The organism is Ruegeria sp. BHSC026 (genome assembly GCF_059613065.1).
In genome coordinates, this window is the sequence record NZ_JBXWRV010000002.1 from 92,312 (window position 1) to 115,056 (window position 22,745).

The 22,745-nt window shown below is 62.4% G+C and carries 16 protein-coding genes and 1 tRNA gene; 15 read left to right on the forward strand and 2 right to left on the reverse strand.

Translation table 11 applies throughout. From position 1 onward, the window contains the following. Window positions 1-2: 2 nt before the first annotated feature. Genes AC2FME_RS03230 through AC2FME_RS03240 form a run of 3 tightly spaced genes read left to right on the forward strand, consistent with a single transcriptional unit; the run spans window position 3 to window position 3,212 of the window. The gene (locus tag AC2FME_RS03230; protein ID WP_496799606.1) at window positions 3-764 is read left to right on the forward strand and encodes a F0F1 ATP synthase subunit B family protein; all 762 of its coding nucleotides are present in this window, start codon (window positions 3-5) and stop codon (window positions 762-764) included. Continuing rightward, complete coding sequence (locus tag AC2FME_RS03235; protein ID WP_496799607.1) at window positions 761-2,314, forward strand: F0F1 ATP synthase subunit alpha; 1,554 nt, start codon at window positions 761-763, stop codon at window positions 2,312-2,314. Before AC2FME_RS03230 ends, AC2FME_RS03235 begins: the two co-directional genes overlap by 4 nt. Continuing rightward, complete coding sequence (locus tag AC2FME_RS03240; protein WP_496682715.1) at window positions 2,298-3,212, forward strand: F0F1 ATP synthase subunit gamma; 915 nt, start codon at window positions 2,298-2,300, stop codon at window positions 3,210-3,212. Before AC2FME_RS03235 ends, AC2FME_RS03240 begins: the two co-directional genes overlap by 17 nt. Before the next feature lie 169 nt (window positions 3,213-3,381). On the opposite strand, the gene AC2FME_RS03245 is transcribed toward AC2FME_RS03240, so the two are convergent. Continuing rightward, window positions 3,382-3,466, reverse strand: a tRNA-Leu gene (locus tag AC2FME_RS03245). 618 nt (window positions 3,467-4,084) lie between these two features. On the opposite strand from AC2FME_RS03245, the gene AC2FME_RS03250 reads away from it, so the two are divergent. The 12 genes from AC2FME_RS03250 (at window position 4,085) to AC2FME_RS03305 (ending at window position 19,900) form a co-directional block, all read left to right on the forward strand. After that, the gene (locus AC2FME_RS03250; RefSeq protein WP_496799608.1) at window positions 4,085-4,489 is read left to right on the forward strand and encodes a hypothetical protein; all 405 of its coding nucleotides are present in this window, start codon (window positions 4,085-4,087) and stop codon (window positions 4,487-4,489) included. Between the two features lie 2 nt (window positions 4,490-4,491). Next, window positions 4,492-6,504, forward strand: a complete 2,013-nt coding sequence (locus AC2FME_RS03255; protein WP_496799609.1) for a dynamin family protein — start codon at window positions 4,492-4,494, stop codon at window positions 6,502-6,504. A gap of 5 nt (window positions 6,505-6,509) precedes the next feature. Continuing rightward, a complete protein-coding gene (locus AC2FME_RS03260) occupies window positions 6,510-8,168 on the forward strand; it encodes a dynamin family protein (RefSeq protein ID WP_496799610.1) in 1,659 nt (552 codons plus the stop codon). Window positions 8,169-8,292: 124 nt separating this feature from the next. Then, window positions 8,293-8,694: a hypothetical protein gene (locus tag AC2FME_RS03265; protein ID WP_496684595.1), complete on the forward strand. Its 402-nt coding sequence runs from the start codon at window positions 8,293-8,295 to the stop codon at window positions 8,692-8,694. Between the two features lie 23 nt (window positions 8,695-8,717). Beyond that, the gene (locus tag AC2FME_RS03270) at window positions 8,718-9,581 is read left to right on the forward strand and encodes a hypothetical protein (RefSeq protein ID WP_496799611.1); all 864 of its coding nucleotides are present in this window, start codon (window positions 8,718-8,720) and stop codon (window positions 9,579-9,581) included. Window positions 9,582-9,650: 69 nt separating this feature from the next. Further along, window positions 9,651-11,693 (forward strand): dynamin family protein, encoded by a 2,043-nt coding sequence (locus AC2FME_RS03275; protein WP_496799612.1) that lies wholly within the window; start codon window positions 9,651-9,653, stop codon window positions 11,691-11,693. Beyond that, window positions 11,690-12,970, forward strand: coding sequence for a dynamin family protein (locus AC2FME_RS03280; protein ID WP_496799613.1), 1,281 nt, complete (start codon window positions 11,690-11,692; stop codon window positions 12,968-12,970). The genes AC2FME_RS03275 and AC2FME_RS03280 overlap by 4 nt, the downstream gene beginning before the upstream one ends. Before the next feature lie 339 nt (window positions 12,971-13,309). Then, entirely contained in the window at window positions 13,310-15,484 is a 2,175-nt protein-coding gene (locus AC2FME_RS03285; RefSeq protein WP_496799614.1) for a serine/threonine protein kinase, read from the forward strand. A gap of 202 nt (window positions 15,485-15,686) precedes the next feature. Then, window positions 15,687-16,673 (forward strand): FHA domain-containing protein, encoded by a 987-nt coding sequence (locus AC2FME_RS03290; RefSeq protein ID WP_496799615.1) that lies wholly within the window; start codon window positions 15,687-15,689, stop codon window positions 16,671-16,673. Between the two features lie 3 nt (window positions 16,674-16,676). Next, on the forward strand, window positions 16,677-17,462 hold the full coding sequence (locus tag AC2FME_RS03295; protein ID WP_496799616.1) for a PP2C family protein-serine/threonine phosphatase: 786 nt from the start codon (window positions 16,677-16,679) through the stop codon (window positions 17,460-17,462). 22 nt (window positions 17,463-17,484) lie between these two features. Continuing rightward, window positions 17,485-18,747, forward strand: a complete 1,263-nt coding sequence (locus AC2FME_RS03300) for a substrate-binding periplasmic protein (RefSeq protein WP_496683606.1) — start codon at window positions 17,485-17,487, stop codon at window positions 18,745-18,747. Window positions 18,748-18,793: 46 nt separating this feature from the next. Beyond that, a complete protein-coding gene (locus AC2FME_RS03305) occupies window positions 18,794-19,900 on the forward strand; it encodes a peptidoglycan-binding protein LysM (RefSeq protein ID WP_496799617.1) in 1,107 nt (368 codons plus the stop codon). Window positions 19,901-20,290: 390 nt separating this feature from the next. Here AC2FME_RS03305 and AC2FME_RS03310 read toward each other — a convergent pair whose 3' ends face one another. Next, window positions 20,291-22,504: an NADP-dependent isocitrate dehydrogenase gene (locus tag AC2FME_RS03310; protein ID WP_496799618.1), complete on the reverse strand. Its 2,214-nt coding sequence runs from the start codon at window positions 22,502-22,504 to the stop codon at window positions 20,291-20,293. Window positions 22,505-22,745 lie beyond the last annotated feature (241 nt).

The following is a 22,745-nucleotide window of genomic DNA, read 5'->3' on the forward strand; positions in this document are numbered from 1 at the left end:
GCATGTCTGTCGATTGGCTGACCGTTGCGGCGCAGATCGCCAATTTCCTGGTTCTGCTGTGGTTGCTCAAACGGTTTCTCTATCGTCCAATCCTTGATGGCATCGACGCCCGTGAAAAGGAGATCTCGGATCGAATGTCGGAAGCCCATCGTCTGATGGAAGATGCCCGGGCGGAGATCTCGGCCTATGATGCCAAGTTGTTTGAACTGGAAAACAGCCAGGCCAGAATGGCGGAAGACCTGCGGCGCGAGGCCGCCCGCGAACGCGACGCCATGATTACCGAGGCCCGCCATCGGATCGATCAAGAGCGGCGTGATTTCGAAAGACATCTGGCGGTCGAGAAGCAAAAGTTCCTCCGTCAACTCAGCGAAACCGGTGCCCGGGTTCTGGTTCATCTGACGCGAAAGGCGCTGTCGGATCTTGCGGACGAGACTTTGGAAGAACGAATTGCGGCCCACGCGGTGAAAAAGTTGCAGCCCATGGCCGACGAGATACGGAAGATGATCGCAGACGACAGGCCGGTCACCGTGACGACTCATTCAGCGCTGCCCGAAGGTTTGAGACGGAAAGTGTCCGACGACCTTCAGAAACTGGCGCCGGAAACCAGTTGTATTTTTGAGGTCGACTCCACCCAGCCCTTCGGTTTGGTCCTCAAGGTTGGAGCGACCAGCATCGAATGGACACTCGACAGTTATCTAGGTGAACTGGAGACGATTATGATCGAGGGACTACGCCAGACGCAGGCGGGCAAGGCTGCACAATGACCCAGACGCCCCCGGCTTTCCCGGCTTCCGAGCCGACCGTTTCGCTGGCCGACCAGCTAGTGGCGACCCTTCAAACGGTATCGCCCCGGCCCGTCGTTAGCGAGATCGGTCAGGTCGTCGAAGTCGGAGACGGCATTGCCGTTGTCCGCGGTATGAGCCACGCGCTGGCCAATGAGCTTTTGCAGTTCGCCTCGGGCGCAGCGGGAATTGTTCTGGACCTGGAAACAGACCGCCTCGGGGTGGTTCTGTTCGGTGGTTCGGACAAGGTCTCGGTCGGTGAGGCCGTGCGCCGCACCCGCAGCGTGCTGACGGTTCCAGTGGGTTCCGCGCTTCTGGGTCGGGTGGTGGATGCGTTGGGTGCCCCGCTGGACGATGGCCCGCCGGTCGATTCCGATTTCAGATTGCCCGTCGAAGCGGATGCTCCATCAATTCTTGACCGCGAGGCGGTCCGGCGGCCGTTGGCAACGGGCCTCAAGGTGATCGACGCCGCCGTCCCGATTGGCCTGGGGCAGCGCCAACTTATCATCGGGGATCGCCAGACCGGCAAGACCTCGATCGCCATCGACACGATCCTGAACCAGAAACAACACGGGGTGCTCTGCGTCTACTGCGCGATTGGACAACGCGGGGATGCGGTGGCCAAGGTCATCGGTGCGCTGAAAGATGGTGGCTCGATGGCGCACACGATCATTATTGCCGCCGGAGACGAAGATCCTCCCGGACTTGCTTATGTGGCCCCGTACACCGCCATGACCATGGCGCAACATTTCTCGGAGCAAGGGCATGATGTGCTGATCGTGATGGATGACCTGACCCATCATGCCCGCGCCTATCGCGAGCTTTCACTTTTGTTGCGCAGGCCGCCAGGCCGCGAAGCCTTTCCCGGCGACATTTTCTATTTGCATGCCCGTCTGCTGGAACGCGCAGGCAACTTTGCCGACACAGCGGGGGGCGGGTCGATCACGGTTCTGCCGGTCGTTGAAACGCAGGCCGAAAACCTGTCGGCCTACATTCCGACCAACCTGATTTCGATCACCGATGGCCAGATTTACTTGTCGCCACGCCAGGTCCGCAAGAATCAGTTTCCGGCCGTCGATCTGGGTATTTCAGTGTCCCGTGTTGGCGGCAAGGCACAGTCTGCCGCCTTTCGCGACGTGGCCGGAAATCTGCGGGTCACGCTGTCCCAGTTCGAAGAGCTCGAAGATTTCGTCCGTTTCGGAACGCGGCTTGACGACGCCACGCGCGCCCGGCTGGCGCGAGGCGCGGCTGTCCGCAGGGCCCTCAGACAACCCGAACGCGACCCGGTTTCGGCGTTGGAGCAGGTTGCAGTTCTTTTGGCGGCACTGGAGGGCGTGTACGATCATCTGACCGACCCGGAGGCATTTGCCGCGATGGACCGGCTGAGGCTGTTCCTGCGGCAATCGCCGCACGATCTGTCGAAACGCATCGCCATCGACCAACCGCTGAACGAGGCCGACCGAGCCGCGTTGCTGAATCTGGCCAGGCAAGCCTGTACATCAAAGGGGTCTTCGGATGCCGCAGACTCTTGAAACCCTGCTTCATAGGACCGAAACGCTGAGCAACATTCGCAGCATCGTCCATATCATGAAGACGTTGTCGGTTTTGAACTCGGCGCCTTATGAGCAGGCCGCAAAATCCATCGACGCCTACCACCGAACCGTCCTTGACGGAATCGCTGCCCTGTTGCACCGCACGGGTCGCATGGATCTGACATCGCCGCCCCAGCAGAACATGGCCATCGTCGTTTTCGGATCTGACCATGGTTTGTGTGGTGCCTACAACGAAAGGGTGGCTGCGGAGCTGGCCAGGCATCTCGCCCTTGGGGGGGATACTCAAGCCGCACCTTATATCTTGTGCATTGGCGCCCAGATGAACGACGCCCTGAATGGCTGGGGCATTCGGGCCGACGATGTCATGCTGACACCAGCTTCAACTGACGGAATCGGGCGGCTTGCCAGCGCCATCGTCGAGCGATTCGACCACATCATGCGACATGGCGAAGCGGACGGCCTTGCCGTGAAACTGGCCTATACACGGCGCAGTGACCATGGGCAGCAAGATCCCATAGTCGAGCATTTCATGCCGTTTTCCACCGAGATGATTGACCAATTGATGAAACGGCCATGGCAATCCCGCAGCCTGCCGACCTACACCATGCCACCGGACGATTTGTTTGCCGCCCTGATCCGCAGCCACATTTTTTCAGGCGTATTTCGCGCCTCGGCAGAAGCTTTGGTGACTGAAAACGCGACCCGCCTGGCGGCTATGCACCGGGCCGAACAATCCATCGGCGATCGGCTCGAAGAGCTGAAGGCGGATACCCGAACGCTTCGGCAGGCTGAGATCACGTCCGAGCTCATGGACGTGGTGATCGGCTTTGAGGCCCGCAATCGAAAGCGGCGCAAGATACCGACCGATCCAGCTTGATGCGCAATAACGGAAGGCGAGGCACCTCGCCGGCCTATATTCCCGGCTTCCGCATCCAGTTGACGAATCTTGCCCGCCATCGGAACACCCATTGTATCCAAAGTTGTGACCTTCAAACGGTCACACGGCCTTGTTTGCAAGGCTTTTCTTTGATTTCAAAGGGATAGTATGGTGCGGGTGGAGGGACTTGAACCCCCACGCCTTGCGGCGCCAGAACCTAAATCTGGTGCGTCTACCAATTTCGCCACACCCGCATGCCAGCACCTGCCGTGCCGGGCTGTTGGGCTGATAACAAAGCTTCCCGGCAAGTGCGAGAGGGAATTTTTCGCATCGCGCCGAGCTTGGCCCGCGGCCGGGAAACCTGCGCGTCAGGCAGGGCCAGATTTTGGCCATCGTGCGCGGGATCGTGACCGTATCGCAAGAACCTCCATACGTTGTGCCGCAAGACAAAGGCATGTCAGGCGCTCTCTCGCCACCCAACAAATGCCCGCGCCTGGGTTTACGTCGGGGCGAGCATTGCCGGGGCGACGAAGGCCTTCCGGGTGAATCCAAAAGTTGAAGACTTCTCGGAACCTTAGCTTCCTGCCGGGCCCTGCGCGCGTTCCCGCTCAGACCGTCTGGCCATCTTCCGGTTCGGCCGTGCCGGGGCGTCTCGGCCAATTTCGCAATTCTTCTATAAGTTGCAACACCTTACCAGAGGCTACCCACAATTGCGCCACATTTCAGGCGCTAAAAGAACGCAATCGCGCCCAACAAAGACCGCCTTGAAGGTAATTCTGTTCAGCAAGGAGTTAATGAGTCTTTTCGCCGCCCGGCAATTTACCAGTGTGTCTCGCAACTCCAGAACAAGGGTCTCAGCCGTGACCAAACACATGAGCTCATACGCCACCGAGGAAGACACCGTCTTTCTTGCCCGACAGAATTTTGCCGGCGAACTCAGAACTCTGAACCGGCGCTTTCCGAACACCGGATTCGGCATCGCCCTGCAGACCCAGGCGGGCGACGAATACCTGCTGGCCAACGCCCGCATGCCGCTTCCCACAGAAGGCGCGCGCGGGTTTCCGAGCGGCCGCCGCGTCGCGCGGCTGGAGAACGGGAACCGCTTCAGGTCCATCGAGATTCTGGCCGATGCCGAAAGCCTGAAGTCAGTCTCGCCCAGCACCGAGGCGGAGATTCTCGGCAATGCGCTGGAAATCATCGCCCGCATCGACAATTTCGGCGACTCGGTAGCCGCCCGCCCACAACCCGACGTCGCCGCAACAGGAACCGGAGGCTGAAAATGGCCCGAAACGACCACCTTCTGTCCGTAGGAAACGAGGCATTGGCACCGATGACCGAGGCCATGTCCGCGCTGACGACCCAGATCGACCAGCTGACAGAGGTGGCCGATGCGCGCTCGACCGCGCGCCTGTCCACGCTTCGGACCCGGCTCGAGAACTTCACTGCCAGCGTCACCTTCGTGGGTCAGGTCAAGGCCGGGAAATCCTCGATCGTGAACATTCTGGCAGGTCGCCCGAACCTGCTGCCGTCGGACGTGAACCCGTGGACCTCGGTGGTGACGACGCTGAACATCAACACCCGCGCGCCGGGTGACTACAAATCGAAATTCACCTTCTTCGAGCAGGAAGAATGGGACAATCTGATGGTGGGTGGCGGCCGTCTGGGCGAACTGGCCAACCGCGCCGGCGCCGATGACGAGATGGAGGACATCCGCCGTCAGATCGCCCAGATGAAGGCCAAGTCCGAAGAGCGGCTGGGCAAGCATTTCGACCTGATCCTGGGCCAGAGCCACCAGTACGACTATTTCGACGAGGAACTGGTCCAGCGCTATGTCTGCCTGGGCGACGAGGATGATCCCGACATCAATCCCAAGACCGGTCGCTTTGCCGACGTGACGAAATCGGCGGAACTGTACATGGACATTCCGCAATATCCGATCGCGCTGAAACTGTGCGACACGCCGGGCGTCAACGACACCTTCATGGTACGCGAGCAGATCACCCTGCGCAGCCTGCGCGGGTCCGAGGTCTGCGTCGTCGTGCTGACGGCCAGCCAGGCTCTGACGACGATGGACATGGCCTTGATGCGGATCATCGCCCAGTTCGAGAACCGCCAGATCATCCTGTTCGTCAACCGCATCGACGAACTGACCGACCCGGTCAGCCAGGTGCCCGAGATCCGCGACCGGATTCTGAACACGCTGAAACAGAACGGCGTCGACACCAATACCAGCGTCGTGTTCGGCAGCGCCCTGTGGGCCGAGGCCGCCCTGACCGGCAATCCTGAAATTCTGACCGAGGATTCGCGCCGGGCGCTGAACACGTTCTATCTGGCCGCAGGGTTCGGCGATCAGGCGGCCTCGCTGGACAAGATCTGGGCGCTGTCGGGACTGCCCGATCTGCTGCTGGCCATGAACGAACGCATCGCCGAGGGCGCGGGCCACCGCCTGCTTGACCGGGTGCGCCACCGTGCACGCAACATCGCCAGCCAGATTCAGGCGACGTCGGTGGCCAAATCCCTGTCGGACAGTGACGGGCTGGCGCGCGACCTGGATGGCGTCGCGCCCGAAGAGGCGATCGCCAAGCTGAGCGAGGACTACGAACAGAGGGCCGCCGAACTGACTACGAAACTGCGCGACAAGGTGCTGGAACGGCTGGCCTCGGCCGAGGCGAATTTCGTCAAACGCGCCACGGACTCGCTGATCGCCCATCTGGAACAGAACGGCGAGCAGGGCACCTGGCAATATGACCCGGCCGGCCTGCGCACCCTGCAGAAGGCGGCCTATTTCAGCTTTGCCCGGTCGATGCGCAAAGAGGCTGGCGCTCTGTATTCCGCCGCTGCCGCCGATGTCGAGGCGCTGTACCACAAGATTCTGGGCAACCACCTGGGCGAATTCAACATCGAGGCCCCGATCGTGCCGCGCGTGCCGCCCCCATTGGGCATCGGGCGCACCATCGCGCTGGATCTTCAAAGCACCTGGTGGCGCAGGTGGTGGCAACGGCGCAAGGGGTTCGAAGCCTACGCCGCCGACTATACCCGCCTGATTGCGTCCGAGGCGAACTCGATCACCAAGGACCTGGAAGAGACCCAGATCGCTGCGGTTCTGGAAAACGTCCGGGCGACGCTGACCGATTTCATGCGCGAGCAGAAGGAAACCCTGCTGAGCATCTCGCCATCCGCGACCAAGGGCGACAACCCCAACGCCGCCCTGCTGGCCGGAATCGAGCCGAAAAAGTCCCGCGATGAAATCCTGGGCGACATCCTCAAGAACCTCAGCAACGAAGCAGCGTAAGAAAAATGGCCAAAGGTACACAGATCCGCTTCGTCTCTCCGAAGGCATGGGAACGCATCGAGCAGTGGTCCCGCCGCAAACCGGTATTTGCCTTGATGGGAGAATTCAGCGCCGGAAAGTCGACGCTGATGAACTTTCTTCTGCGCAAGCAAACCTTGCCCACGCAGGTCACCGCCACCCAGCTGCCGCCGGTCTGGTTCAGCTGGGGCAACCGTCCGGCCTATGTGCACGGCCACGACGGCAGCAAGACGGAAATCGGCCTGGATCAACTGAACCAGGTCGGCGTCAATGACGCGCAGTTCATCCGGATCTTTCTCGAGGCCGACATCCTCGAGGCGGTCGATCTGATCGACACGCCCGGCATTTCCGACCCCAAGATCGACACCGATGTCTGGCGCCGTGCCGTGGGTCAGGCCAACGGGGTTCTGTGGTGCACGCATTCAACCCAGGCCTGGCGTGAAACCGAACGGGCCACCTGGGTGTCGCTGCCTGAACGCCTGCAGCACAACTCGCTGCTGCTGGTCACGCGCGCTGATGCCCTGACCCAGAAAGACCGCCAGAAGGTGCTGCGCCGCGTCAACCGCGAAGCTGGTCACCTGTTCAATCGCACCGTCCTGTTTTCGGCCAAGGACGCCATCATCGCGCGCGACAAGACCGGCGATGCCGAGCTTTGGGCCCGCAGCGGCGGCGGCAAGATGATCGACAGCTTCCTCGAAATCACCGAGCAGATCATGGATCAGCGCGCCGAAATGCTGACCCGCTACCAGATCGACAGGACACTGGCCCCGGCCAGCGAGCCCCGGACGGCCGCGACTGCGGTGCCGGAGGTGCCCGCCCCCGAGGCTCCGCTGAAACTGGGCGACGCGCTGCGGGCCGAGGACGGATTCGATGCGGTTCGCAACTCGGACGACGTGATTGCGACCTTCCCGGTCCGGCCCGCCCGGGTCGAGCGCCGCAAGGAAGACGGCGAGCGCGCCCGCATCGACGCCGAGGATGCCGAGCGGATGCGAGCCGAGATGACCCCCATGGGCGAAGACGACGATGACCTGCGCTCGTTGTTCCGTGAACCCGAGGACTCGCGTGCGGACATCACCGGCCGCCATCTCGAGCCGTCCCGCCTTGAGGGGTTCGAACTCGAGGACGAATTCGATCTGAGCGACGGAGCGTCGGACTTGTCCGACGAGGACGACTCGGTAGAGGACCCCGACCAAGTGGTGACGACCCTGTCGGAAAAGCTACGCGCAGACGCACCGGCCGATGCCGCCCCTACCGAAGATTCCGACTCGGCACCTGCCGATATCGAGGTTTCGGTTTCCTCGATCACCGCCCTGCTGTCCGAACAACAGGCCGCCGACCCGGACTGTTACGAGCCCGAGCCCGAATCGAATGCCCTGACCAATGGCGATACCACGGACGACCCGCAGCCGGCCCGAACGTTTGATCATTTGCTGGACGTCCCGGCCGGAACGCCGCTGAGCGCGTCCGCCATGTGGCGCGAGATTTCCGACGGCACCGAACTACCGTCGGATCCCGCTGGGTTGCGCGCCGTATTTCAGGCTTTTCTGGAGGAATTCGACCAGATCGCGCGCGAACACAGTGGCCAGCAGAGCCCACCAGCGGTGATGAGCGAACCCAAGGACAGGGCTGAATGGCAGGTCTCGTGACGCGACCCCGCGAACCGGGCGGATCGGAAAAAGCCGTTTCCCGCCCGGACGATGAATGCTATCGGTTGCGCGACGGGAAGACCCCGTTGCGCATCGGTTTTTTGAAAGGTTGACAGGACGTTAGATGAGCATAGAGGCCGCCCTGACCAGCGCCATGGAGACTATCCCCGACTGTATCGCAGCCGGATATATCGATATGGAAACGGGCATGTTGCTGGGCGCATCAACGACGGATGATGCCGATGCCGAGGTTCTGAACAATCTGGCCATCGCCGTTGCCAACCTGTTTCAGGGGCGCGGTGTACAGGCCTTCCAGGACCTGCTCGAATCGGCCGGCCTGCAAGACAACGACACCCCCGGGTTCGGAGAAATCGCCGTATTCTCGGAAGATCGGCTGCACATCTTTCTGCGGACGCGCGAGTACCCCGAACACGTGGTCTGCTACATCTGTCACGCCAGCGCCAATACCGGCCTGGCCCTGACCAAATCGCACCTGAGCCTCGGGCCGGTGGCGGCGGCGGTCTAGCAAGGATATCAAGGACGGATGCAATGACGGCGACAGAGATCATCGACATGCTCGAAAACATCGGGCGCAGGGCGACTCCACGGCTGTCGCCCGCGGTCGACCTGACGGCGGAAACACCGGCCGCGCGGCGCAGTCTGATCCTGCAGGCGATCCGGGGTACCGTACTGCCCCGCCGCGCCGAGTTCACCGCCCCTGACGGAACGCGTCTGGCGCTTGAACTGAACAGCTCGCGCATTACCGATGTCTACCGGACCAGCACCGGCGAGCTTCCCGATTTCGCGACCGAAGCGCGTGAAACCATCGTGCGGAAGCTGGCACGAATGGTGTCGGACCTCGCCCTTGCGGGCGATCCGATTCAGATGGTGTCCCTTCAACCCTACGGCCCGACCGAGGCCGACGATGTCGGGATCACCTTCACCGAGATGAAAACGGCCTGTGCGGCGGTCGAATTGCCGGAAGACGAGCCCAGGCTGACCGTCCTGCAGACACCCGCCCCCGAACCCGTCGCGGACGACCCAGTCCCGGCCCCTAAAAGCGAAGGGCTTGCAGCCGCCTTTTTCGAAGGCTCCGGGCGGTTTGCGATGGGACGCTTTCTAAGCGGCCCGGCATCCACGCATCGGCATGACGGCCTTTGCGCGGATGGCCAGCCCCTGCACCCGTCGGCCGGCTTGCTGGACCGGTTCGCAAAGGACCTGGCCGGCTGGGATGCCGATGCAAGCGGGCAACTGCCTCATCCGCAACTGATCGTCATGCGCCCATCGGGCGGCAAGGGGGCCGCGCTGGCCCTGTTGCGTGACGGTCAGGACAATGCCGCCGCCATTCACGACGCGCGCAAGCTGGGGGCCGTCGTCGCGCTATGTAAATCGCTTCGGGGGACGGATCCGTGACGACCCGGCCCTTTTTTGCAAATAAATCCTTACCGTCACGCGTTTTTGCCAGTTTTCAAGGTTAGTGTCATGAGTGAATCCAACCGCCGGGACTTGATCCGGATCGCCAACGAATTGAACGAAATGAGCAATGACGAGACCCGTCATTTCATTTCACGGATCATTGATGACCTGACCAACCTGAAACCCTCGATCGCCTTTGTCGGGCAGATCAAGGCAGGGAAATCGCGGCTGATCAACGGATTCACCGGACAGGCCGAATTTCTGCCCTCGGACGTCAATCCTTGGACGACGGTGATTACCGACATGCATTTCGGGCACCCGTCGGGGCGAACCCAAGGGGCGCAGTTCCACTTTTTCGACGACCGTCAGTGGCGCGCCCTGATCGCCGAAGGCGAAGAATTGCGCAACATGTTCCCCGATGACGAGGACAGCTACAAACGCGAGATGATCGAAGAGCAGGTCGAGGCGATGAAAACCCGCGCCCGGCTGCGGCTGGGCGACAGCTACGAGCAGTTGCTGGGCCAGCACCACGACCTCGAAGAGCTGACCTCCGAGGATCTTGCCCGCTATGTCTGCGCCGGCGAGGATCCGACCGAGGCGACCGAACATGATCCGGGTTCGGACCGGGGTCTGTACAGTGACATCACCCGCAAGGCCGATGTCTATTTCGAACGGGGCCATTTCCCGTTTCCGCTGACCGTGACCGACACGCCTGGGGTGAACGACCCGCTGCTGATCCGCGAGGAGATCTCGCGTCAGTATCTCAAGGAAAGCGATTTCTTCGTGGTGGTGTTGTCGGCGCATCAGGCACTGTCGCGTGCCGATCTGAAACTGTTCCGCCTGATGCAGGCGCTGGAACTGGGTCAGATCGTGGTATTCATCAACCGCGTCGACGAATTGAACGGCGGTGCCGAAGATGCCGCGAAGGTTCGCGCTGACGTGCTGGACGGCCTGCAAAAGGCGTTGGGAAAGACCAATATCGACGTGCTGATGGGCAGCGCCCAATGGGCGCATTATGCGCTGACCGGCGACGAATCCCAGGTGAACCATGACAAGGTTCTGGCCTGGCTGCGCGCCCATCCCGATCAGATGCAGCAGTATCTGGAAGGCGTTCAGAAGCTGAAGCAGGCCCCCGCCCCGATCAGCCGCGAAGCGGTCCTGCGCTATGCCGCGATGATCGCGTCGGGCCTGCCGGATCTGCGTCGCCACGTCACCACCGCGCTGGCCGAAGGCAAGCGCGAGGAACAGCTGCGCATGGCGTGGCAGCATCTCAACAGTTTTGCCGAAGGGGCGCTGGAACGCGGCAAGGCGCGCTTGCGCGCACTGGACGAAGACGGCCGGTGCCAGACCGAAAGCGCCGCGGAGAACGACAAGACACTGACCCATCTGCGCAAAACCGTGGCGGACCAGATCGTCGAAATTACCCGCGAGATGGACGACATACTGGCCAATCTGCGTGGGGTGATGGACGACACCGTGGCCGAGGCGGTCGCCGACGTGGTATACGGCCCCAATGGGCAATCCCCGCTGTTGGCCAAGGGCGACGCGACCGAATTGAACTTTGTCCCCCTGCGCGAACGGATGCGCGAGCTGGTCCAGGGTGCGACCCAGGTGATCCGCCAGCGCATGCTCAGCGAACTCTATTCGATCGACATGCAGGCGAATGGCGCGCTGCGCGCCCTGCCCGGCTGGCAGGAGCCGGCCGACAGCCGCATGAACACCAGCGCGGTGCGCTGGTACCGACCCGACACCTCGGCCCTGACCCGCGGGATCACGGTCGAGCTGCGGGTGAACTGGCTGTCGCGGTTGATTTCCCGCAAATCGGTCGTGTCCCGGGCCGAGCGCATGATCGTGCAGGAATTCCAGCTGATCGGCGACGACCTGATCGACACCGCCCGCGACGATCTACTGGAGCGGTTGAACACGGTACTAGATCATTTTCTGGCCTTGCTGGCGGGTCATCTTGAAAACCGCGCCGCATCTGGCAAAAACTCGGAACGCGGTCAGGCCCAGATCGAGCTGGACCGCGCGCGGGCCATCGCGGACCAGCTGCAATTGGTCTTTGACATCGAACACGGCAACGAACGACAACCGGAGGCCGCAGAGTGATCGAATTTCCCTCAACCGAACACGAGGTCCGACAGCTCGAGCGCTTTCTCAGCGCCACCGAGTCGCTGCCCGCGACGGATCGGCTCGAGGATATGCGCGCACGCGCGCAGGCCCATGCCGAACGGTTGTCGACCGCGGTGTCGATCGGGTTCGCCGGAGAATTCGGCGCCGGCAAATCCAGCTTGGCCAACATGCTGGCCGGGGCCGACATTCTGCCCACCGGCCCGCAGCATCTGAAACTGCCGCTGGTGATCGTGGCCTATGCCGACGCGCCGGAAACCACCGTCGGCTGGTGGGACAAGGAACCCAAGACCTACTCCGGCATCGTCCTTGAAAAGGCGGCAGCCGATAACCCCGATTTCATTTCGGTCGGGCTGAACACCCCGGCCCTGCGCGAAATCTCGTTGTTCGACCTGCCCGGATCGGGTTCCCTAGATGACAGCTACAAGCAAACGCTGGACCTGCTAAAGTTCGTCGATTGCGCGATCTGGTGCACCAACGGCACCAACGCCTGGCGCGAGACCGAACACCACCTGTGGGCACAGGTGCCGGAAACCCTGCGGGCGAACAGCCTGCTGGCCGTGACCCATGCCGACTTGCCGCCGGTGCGCGACGCCCTGGACCGCGTGTTGGCCCGGCTGGAAAAACAGAAGACCGGCATGTTCCGGGCCATCGTCCCGATCGGAACACCGGTCGCCGTGCGCGCCATGGCCCAAGAGCCCGAACCCGATTTCGCCTTGTGGGAGACCTGCGGCGGCCAGAAACTGGCTGAACAGATGCTGCAAATCGCCTCGGACCGGCGCAAATCCGACTTGGAGGCCGCACGCCGCGACCTTAAACAGGAATTTCTGCCGTTTCTGGAGACCCTCAAGGGAGACGAACCAGAAATCCCCGACTCGCGCACCGTCCAGCCCAGTCTGGAATCGGCGCTGCCGCCGCTGTCCAATCCGATCCTCGAAGACTGGCTGGCCGCCATCGCCAGCATCTACGAGGACCTGCGCGACAGCTCGGACATTGACCCCAGCGCCTTCCTGGAAAGCTGCCGGGAAATCGTCGAAGATTTTGCCGAACGCCTAGACTCCGGGTCCGAGATCGACCCCGAGGCCGACTGGATCCCGACCGAGTTCGAGAAGGCCACGGACCTGTTGCTGCTGCTTCAGTTCGAAACCGGCGAGACCCGGCTGAAGGATGCGGTCAGCATACTGGCGCAGCTCAGCGACAATCTGGCCTGGGCCGGCAGCAAGGTCGCCACGGCCGCGCCCCGCACCGGCACCTGAACTCTTCGCGCCCGGATTGCGCCGCTCAGCGGCGAATCGAGCGCCTGGACTCTGCCAACCATTGTTTCGAATCCGTCGACCATGCCGGTCGCGACCAGCGGACTGACAATGGTCAGACTACACCATTTTCCAATATATAGAATATTTCCTCAGATAACACACAAGATACAGATCGCCCTGCGGGTCGATCCATAGTGAAGCCATGCGGCGGCCCCAATAAAGTCAAATTTGAACCGTCTAACCGTTCTCAAGTGTCCTGCGGTTGTTTTTGGTTGTGAGTGCAAGGGCAGTTTGTCCGGTTTTTGTAGGCCGCAAGAATTGAACTCATGGGCGGGAAAAATGAATCACAACCACGCGGTCGGCGCCTCGCACGACGAACCACAGATCCAAGGGCTGCAACCCGGCGCGAAGCTGCTGCGCGGCCAGTATGAAATACTGGAATTTCTCAGCAATGGCGGGTTCGGGATTACCTACCTGGCCCGTGACAGCCTGGATCGCGACGTGGTCATCAAGGAATGCTATCCGGGGGCGCTGTGCCGCCGGAACGGCGATCTGGTCGAACCCAACGACCCCGCCTTCAAGGACGATCTGCGCGCCATCATCGATCTGTTCATCCAAGAGGCCCGCAACCACGCGCGGCTGGTGCACCCGAACATCGTGGATGTTCATCAGGTGTTCGAGGACAACGACACCGCCTATATCGCGATGGACCTGATCCGCGGCTGCGACCTGCTGGATTACATCGAAGACCCCAAGACCGAAAGCGGCCCAGATTTCATTGTGCAGGTCACCGAGAAGATGCTGTCGGCGGTGTCGTTCATTCACCAAAGCGGCATGCTGCACCGCGACATCTCGCCCGACAACATCCTGATCGACGAACATGGCGAACCGATCCTGATCGATTTCGGGGCCGCGCGGGAACAGGCCGCCAACAAGTCCGCCGCCCTGCTGACCCTGCGGGTCATCAAGGACGGCTATTCCCCGCATGAATTCTATGTACGCGGATCGGAACAGGGACCTAGCAGCGATCTGTATGTGCTGGGCGCCACGCTGTACCACGCGATCAGCGGCGAACGGCCCATCGACGGGCAGACCCGCCTGAACGCCTTCAACAACGGCCAGCCGGACCCGTATGTCCCGCTGACCGGCCGGTTCCAGGGCTATCCCGAAGGGTTCCTCGAGGCGATCGACAAAGCGATGGAGCTTCACGCCACCGATCGCCTGCAATCAGCTCTGGACTGGCTGCGCATGTTCCGCGGTCCCAGCGTCGTGTTCGACAACTTCGATTATCGTCCGGTCTCGGTCATCGTCGCGCTGGACCGCGGAGATGACGAGGCAGAAAAGGCCCGCATCAAGGCCGAGGCCGACAATGCCGAAGCGGTCGTGACCGCCCTGCTGGCCGGCAATTCCGATCTGGCTCTTGGCCCGACCAAGAACGACGAGGCGGCTGCCTCGGGGTCCGTGGGAGATACGGCCCCGACGGTCGACACCGTCGTTCAGAAAAGCTCGAGCGGCAGCGGCAAACTGATCGCCGGCCTGGCGGTTCTGGCAGCCCTGGCTGCCGGCGGCGGCTATGTCTGGATGAACAAGGACGGCACGGCACCCGACGCTGCCGTATCCGCCATTCAGGCGGATACGACCGTCGCGGCGGCGACACCCGAAATCACGCCGGAAGCACCCGCACCCATCGAATCAGACCCCGAACCGGACACCGCCCTCGAAACCCCGCCGACCGACGGTGTGGGAAATCGCGGGCCGGAAGAAACCGCGGCAACACCAGAAGCGCAGGACCAGCCTGTCGAGCAGCCCCTGGCCGAGCCAGCCCAAACGGCAGATCCAGTCGTCGAAAAACCCACGGCTGCGGCGCCCGAGACCCCTGCCCCGACCGCACCGGTCAAGCTGGCCCAGAACCAGTTCGGCTTTGCCCATTGGGATGTCGAAGTCCCGTTCTCAACCGCCACGCGGCGCGGTTCTACCGGCAGCGCGATCGCGATCACCGGTGTTGAACAGGGCCGGGACCTGTCGGTCATTGGCGATTGGGTCGCACGCGGCGCGGTCATCTACACCCTGAACGGCGAGCCTATTCAGGACGACGCACCCCTGGCGACGCAGGTGCTGAACAACCTTCAGATCGACCCCGACGGCTATGTCCGCGTGGCCGCCCGGTACCGGGCACCAGGCAAGACCCGGCCCGAGAACGGCCTGCTGGCCCTACCCGCGATCCGCAACTTCGGGTTGATCAACGGGTATGGTTTCACCGCCCGTGCCGGTGGCGACACGGGTTGGCAGACCATCGTGAGCGAAGCGCCGATCGAAGGGGCTGGATCCTTGCAGGAAGGCGACATCCTGCTGCGCGAAATCCACACCGGCACCGAGATCACCGAGTCCGACAGCCTGGACCGGGTGATTTCCGAACTGGTGGCCGATGGCCAGCCCGAGGCAAAGCTGACGGTATCGCGCAACGGCGCCGAGACCACCGCCCTGATGCCCCTGACACAGGAGCAGGCGGAATGACCTGACCGACAAGTCCCGAACCCGCCAGCGTGTTTGGCTGAGGGTGGCATCGGTTTTGCGCCACCCTGACGGGATCCGGCCCGTCGCGGAGCGTAAAGATTTTCTGGTTCCCCGATCATCAGTGCCCTGCCCGTGCGCAGAGGTTTTTCGCAGCCCCACGGACCCATCTAGTCCGTGCAAGAAGTCAAAAGGTGTCGACACCATGTTCAAATACAAAAGCCCCCTCAGCCGGCTTCTCGAAGGTGCCGGCAAGACCAAGGAAGCCGAGGCCACCGATACGGCCGAAGCCACGCAGACAGAACCCGAGGCTGCGCCCGACGAGAAACCTCAGCCGATCGCGGATTTCAACGCGCTTCGGCAGGCTCTGGGTGGCGGCAGCCTGAACACCGAAGGCTTCGAGGAAAGCGACGAGTTGCTCCCCGAGGACAAGATGCCCGAGTTTGACGACGAGGAAGAACCGGTCACCGAGGCGGCCGAGGAAGCCCCGTCGCAGCCCGAAGCGGCCGAGCCCGAGCCGGTCGTGACCCTGCGTTTGGCTCAGCCCGAGCCTGAACCCGAGGCAGCTTCGATCGAGGCGGACAGCGCCGAGGAAGCAGTTGCCGAGGCGCCCGAGCCAGAGGCGTCGGCGCTGGAAGAGTCCCCCGAACCGCCCGTCGCAGCGCCCGAGCCTGCTACGATCGCGGCCACCGCAACCGCAGCCATGACGGCGGCACCCGACGTAGCCCAACAGGACCGCCGCGCGCGGGTCAAGACCACCTTCCTGGGCTTCGAGCGGCCGGACACCCATGTTCAGGATCTGATCGAAACCGCCGAACCGATCCGCAAGGCCGAGACTGCCGCCGAGACCTTCCCGGTTGGCTGGCTGGTCGTCACTGGCGGCCCAGGCCGTGGCGCCAGCATCACCCTGAAGGAAGGGCTGATGCAGATCGGCCGCAACGACGATCAGGCGATCCAGCTCGATTTCGGCGACACCGGCATTTCGCGCTCGAACCATGCGTTCATCGCCTATGATCCGGAAGACCGGAAATGCTATATGGGCCATGGAGGCAAGGCCAACCTGGTGCGCCTGAACGGCAAGCCGGTTCTGAGTACCGTACCGCTGGCCAGCGGCGACCTGATCCGCATCAGCGAAACGTCCCTGCGGTTCGTCGCCTTCTGCGACGAAAACTTCGACTGGCGGGACGCATAACGAATGCTGGCGACTCCGTCATATGACATTGCGCTGATCCTGGATCAGGGCCGGCGCGACTCGCAGGAGGACGCGATCGCGGCACGTGTCTTTGACGCGGCCAATGCCGGCTACGTGGTGGTGGCCGACGGCATGGGCGGTCACGCGGCCGGCGAGGTCGCCTCGGACCTCGTGATCAAGGCCTGGCGCTCGGTTCTGGATGCCGTTCTGGACAGTCGCGAACCGACCGAAAGCGAATTGCAAGACGCCCTGCCCCTGGCCGCCATGCAGGCCAATGCGACGGTGGCGGGCTACGGCGAAGATCAGCCGGCAGGCTTCAACATGGGGTCGACCCTTCTGGGCGTTCTGCTGCTGCGCAACCGGCTGTTCTGGATCTCGATCGGCGACAGCCCACTCTACCTGTTCCGCGACGGGGCCCTGACCCAGATCAACGAAGATCACTCGATGGCGCCCGAAATCGACGCCCGTGTCGCACAGGGGCATCTGTCGCCGGCCGAAGCCCAGGCCCACCCCGACCGCAACCAGCTGACCTCGGTCATCATGGGCGCGGCGATCCCCAAGGTGGACTGCCCCGAACAGGCGCTGGAACTGGACCCCGAGGATATCGTGGTTCTGGGCAGCGACGGGCTGCAGTACCTGACCGACGACGAAATCCGCGCGACTCTGCAGGACAACGCCGACGCGCCTTCCCAGGACATCGCCGACAGCCTTCTGCAGGCCCTGATCGCCAAGGCCGATCCCGACCAGGACAACATTTCGATCGCCGTCGTGAAAGCGACCGGACAATAACAAGAGCAACCCAACAGGACCCATGAAAAAGACATTCCTCATATCCAGCCTGGCCCTTGCGGCAGCCGCAGGAGCAGCCTCGGCGCAAGAGGCCTGCTCGGACTACGAGATCCAGCGCGGCGACAGCCTGCGGGCACTGGCGATCGAAGTCTATGCAACCGAAGACTTCCGCATCATCTATGACGCCAACCGCGAGGTGATCGGCTCGAATCCGAACATCATCCGCGTGGGTGACATTCTCAAGATGCCCTGTCTCGAAGATGTTGGCCGGGCCGCACCCCAGCCCGAGACCGAGGCCGAGCGCATGGCCGCCGAGATGGCCGCCGAACTGGTCAAGGCCGCCGAAGAGCGCGCTGCCAAGGCCATCGCCGAGGCCGAGGCCCGCGTCGCCGCCGCTGAGGCCGAAGCCAAAAAGGCCAGCGAAGAGGCGGTGATTGCCGCCAAGACAGCCGCGAAACAAGAAATTGAAGCCGCCCGCGCCGAGGCTGCCGCTCTGATCCGCGACGCCGGCACGGCCGAGCGCCCGGCCATCCGCGACCGTCAGCTGCTGCTGATCACCGGCGGCAACTATGCGCCCTTCACCGACGAGTCCCTGCCCTATCGCGGGCTATACACGCATCTGGTCGAAACCGCCTTCCTGCGAGCCGCGCCTGAACAGGCCTACAAGATCCAGTTCGTGAACGACTGGTCTTCGCATCTCGACCTGCTGATGCCGACCCTCGCCTTCGACGCCACCTTCCCCTGGTCGCGCCCCAACTGCGACGAGGCCGAAGCCCTGTCGGAAAGCGACAGGAACCGGTGCGAGACCTACAACTTCTCGAACCCGTTCTACGAGGTGGTGGACACGTTCTTTGCCAAGGATGGCTCGGGCTACGAGACCACGCTCAGCTATGCCGATTTCGCGGGCGCAACGATCTGCCGTCCTGAAGGATGGTCAACGACCCACATGGATGCGGTTGGCCTGTATGAACCCGCGATCACCCTGATGCGCCCGGTCGACCCAGATGACTGTTTCCGCGCCGCCATGGACGGAAGCGCCGATATCGTAGCTATCGAGGCACACCTGGCCGTCGATGCGATCAAGCGGCTGGGCTACGAGCATCAGCTCGTTGAGAACCCCAACCTTGCGGCGATCAAACCGCTCAATGTCATGACCCACAAGGACAACCCGGATGGGGAAGCGATCCTTGAGACTCTGAATCAGGGTCTGGCGATCATGCAACAATCGGGCGAATGGCGCGACATCGTGTCCGAGGCCCTGCGGTACCAAATGGAAAACGGATAAGGCCCCGAACAGGCCTGAAAAAAACAAAAGTCTGGAGGAAGTGGACATGTTTGAAATCAACCTGAAGAATCTGGTGGTTGCGGCCACTGCTATCACCGCCCTGAGCGCCAGCGCAGCCGCAGCTCAGGAAGCCTGCTCGAACTATACGGTTCAGGATGGCGACACGCTGGCAACCATCTCGATCGCGGCCTACGGCACGTCGAACTACCAGCCGATCTTCAACGCAAACCGCAACATCATCTCGAACCCCTCGAACCTTGAGCCGGGCGTCGTGCTGGCCCTGCCCTGTGAGGACGGCAGCCTGCCCAACGGCCTGAGCGCACAGGACCTGATCGCCGCCGAGGAAGCCCGCAACGCGAACAACAAGGCGTCGAACGTCTATGAACCCCCCGTCAAGATTCTTGCCGGCGGCAACTATGCACCCTTCTCTGACGAGAGCTTGTCGGGCGGTGGCATTCTGGTGCGTCTGGCCTCGACCGCGCTCAGCCGTGGCGGCAACAGTCGCGAGCATTCGGTAAGCTTCGTGAACGATTGGGGTTCGCACCTGGACACGCTGCTGCCGCTGGGCGCGTTCGACGTAGGTCTTGGCTGGTACATCCCGGACTGCTCGAACCGCAGCTATGAATGGTCGGCGGAGACAACCCGTCGCTGTAACGAGTTCGACTCGACCGTCAGCGTGTATGACGTGGTTATCGGTTTCTACACCCTGCCCGACAGCAAATACGCCGAGGCCCGTTCTTTCGAAGACTTCAAAGGCGCGCGGCTGTGCCGGATGGATGCCTGGTTCACCCACGACCTCGAAGAACAGGGCGTTTTCGAGCCGAACATCACAATGGTCCGCCCGATCAGCGCCGCTGAGTGCCTGGACGCCGTTCTGACCGGTACCGCCGACGTTGCATCCTTCGAGGTTCAGCTGGCGGCGGATGCCATGAGCGAAATGGGCCTGACACCTAAGGACATCGTGGAAAACCCCTTCGTGAACACCATTGCCAGCCAGCGCATCATCGCGCATCGCAGCAACCCGTTCGGCAAACAATACATCGCGATGCTGAACAAGGGCCTGAATGAAATGCGCGAGTCGGGCGAATGGTACGCCATCGTTTCGGACACGCTGCGCGAGCACAACGAAGAGATGAACGCCGCGTCGAACTGATCCCTCGGTTGCGCGAAAATCTTGGGGCCGGTCTTGCGACCGGCCCTCTTTTTTTGTCGGCGCCCGTCACAGGCCATATCGACAAGAAAAACGGCCAGCACCCCAAATGCTGGCCGTTTTCTGAGTGAGTGGTGCAGCCCCGACGGGCCTCACCGGTATTTGTCCGAGGTTGTTTTCAGGATAGCCCCGCGCAGTGCGGCTGAATATTGGGGGAATCCCGTAGAATCTCGGTCAATTCAACCAGAATAATTTGGAATACTCCGCCAGACTGCCGAACTGGCGCGTTTGCCCCGACGCATTTGTCTGCGCAATTGATGGCGTTTACCCACGACGCCGTCGGTCACGCGTCAGGGTCGCAGGCCCGCGCGATGGCGCGGGCCTGTTCGTTTCTCAGCCGATGATGGCGTTCAGCGTGGCGCTGGGGCGCATCACCGCCGCAACCTTGGCCCGGTCGGGGTGATAGTACCCGCCCAGATCCACCGGTTTACCCTGCACGGCAGCCAATTCGGCCAGGATCTGCGGCTCTTTCTCGGCCAGTTCCTTGGCGATCGGTGCAAACGTCGCGGCCAGGTCGGCATCGTCGGACTGCGCCGCAAGCGCCTCGGCCCAATAGCGGGCAAACCAATAGTGGCTGTCGCGGTTGTCCGGCTCGCCAACCTTGCGGCTGGGTGAGCGGTCATGGTCCAAGATACCTTGCGTCGCGGCCTCGGCCGCAGCGCCCAAAACGGCGGCCTTGGCGTTGCCGCGGCTGTCGGCCAGGAAATTCAGCGATTCACCCAGTGCGCAGAATTCGCCCATCGAATCCCAACGCAGGTGGTTTTCCTCGACCAGCTGCTGCACGTGCTTGGGCGCCGAGCCACCTGCACCGGTTTCAAACAGGCCGCCACCGTTCATCAGCTTGACGATCGACAGCATCTTGGCCGAGGTGCCCAGTTCGAGGATCGGGAACAGATCGGTCAGATAGTCGCGCAGCACGTTGCCGGTGATTGCGATGCTGTCCTTGCCGGCGGTGATGGTTTCCAGCGTCTTGCGGGTCGCCTCGCGCGGGGCCAGAATCAGGAACTTGTCGGCCACGCCCGCAGCTTCCAGCGCCGGTTTGACGTATTTGATCAGTTCGGCGTCATGGGCGCGGTTCGCATCCAGCCAGAAGATCGCCTCGGAGCCGGTCAGGCGCTGACGATCCATCGCCAGCTGGATCCAGTTCTCGATCGGGGCCTTCTTGGCGGTGCAGGCGCGCCAGATGTCGCCCTGTTCGACCTCATGCGAATGCAGGACCTCGCCATTGGCCAGAACGATGCGGATCGTGCCGTCCGCAGGCGCTTCGAAGGTGGTCGGGTGGCTGCCGTATTCTTCGGCCTTCTGCGCCATCAGGCCCACATTGGCGACCGAACCGGCGGTGGCCGGGTTCAGCGCACCGTTGGCTTTGAAGAAGTTGATGGTCTCGTCATAGACCGGCGCATAGCAGCGGTCGGGGATCACGCAGTTGGTGTCTCCCTTCTTGCCGTTCTCGTCCCAGCCCTTGCCGCCTGCGCGGATCACGGCGGGCATCGAGGCGTCGATGATCACGTCCGACGGCACGTGCAGGTTGGTGATGCCTTTGTCACTGTCCACCATGTACATCGAGGGACGGTCGGCCTTGACCGCTTCGATCGCGGCCATGATCTCGGTATCGTCCTTGACACGGTTCAGCAAGTCCCCCAGCCCCGAGTTCGGGTTGACGCCCAGCTGTGCCATGCGGTCACCGAATTTCTCGAACACCGGCGCCAGCCACGACTTGACCGCATAGCCAAAGATGATCGGGTCGCTGACCTTCATCATCGTCGCCTTCATGTGCAGCGAGAACATGGTGCCGTCTTTCTTGGTGTCCTCGATCGCGGCATCCAGGAACTCCGACAGCGCCTTGACCGACATGAAGGTAGCATCCGCAACGGTGCCTTCCTCCAGCGTCCAGCCGTCTTTCAGAACGGTCACGCCGCCATCCTTGCCCACGAATTCGATCCGCGCATCACCGGCTTGATCGGCGGTGATGGTGGCCGATTTCTCGTTGCCGTAGAAATCGTTGCCCGGCATCGACGACACCTTTGTTTTGCTGTCGGCCGTCCATTCGCCCATCGAATGCGGATGCTGCTGCGCATAGCGCTTGACCGCCTTGGCGGCGCGGCGGTCGCTGTTGCCCTCGCGCAGGACCGGGTTCACGGCCGAGCCTTTGATCACGTCATAGCGGGCGCGGATCTCTTTCTCAGCGTCGGTCTTGGGATCCTCCGGGTAGTTCGGGATGTCATAGCCCTGCCCCTGCAGTTCCTTGATGGCAGCGACCAGCTGCGGAACCGAGGCTGAAATGTTCGGCAGCTTGATCACGTTGGCCTCGGGGGTTTTCACCAGCTCGCCCAAGGCGGCCAGGTCGTCGGGCTGACGCTGTTCTTCGGTCAGGTTTTCGGGGAAGGCCGCGATGATGCGACCGGCCAGCGAAATGTCCCTGGTGCCGACGCTGACGCCAGCAGCCGACGCGAATTTACGGATGATGGGCAGGAACGAGGCACTGGCCAGCTCCGGCGCTTCGTCTACGATGGTATACAATATGTCGAAGTTCGATTTTTCTGCCATGTTCCCTTACCTTTTTTAAGCCTTTCAGGGGCGTGCGATCCGAGAGTTGTGCCGCGTGCAGCGCGGAGTGCGAGGAGCGTGAATGCTGTTCCGCTCCAGGGTGACTCTGATTTGACAGGGCTTCCCTTAAATCACCCGGGCCGTGGGATCAATCGCATACGAAGGCGCATTTTGACCCAGTTTGCGCAAAACCGCGCAAATGCCCGGATTTTGTGCTCGCCGACGATGCCCGACGCCTTTT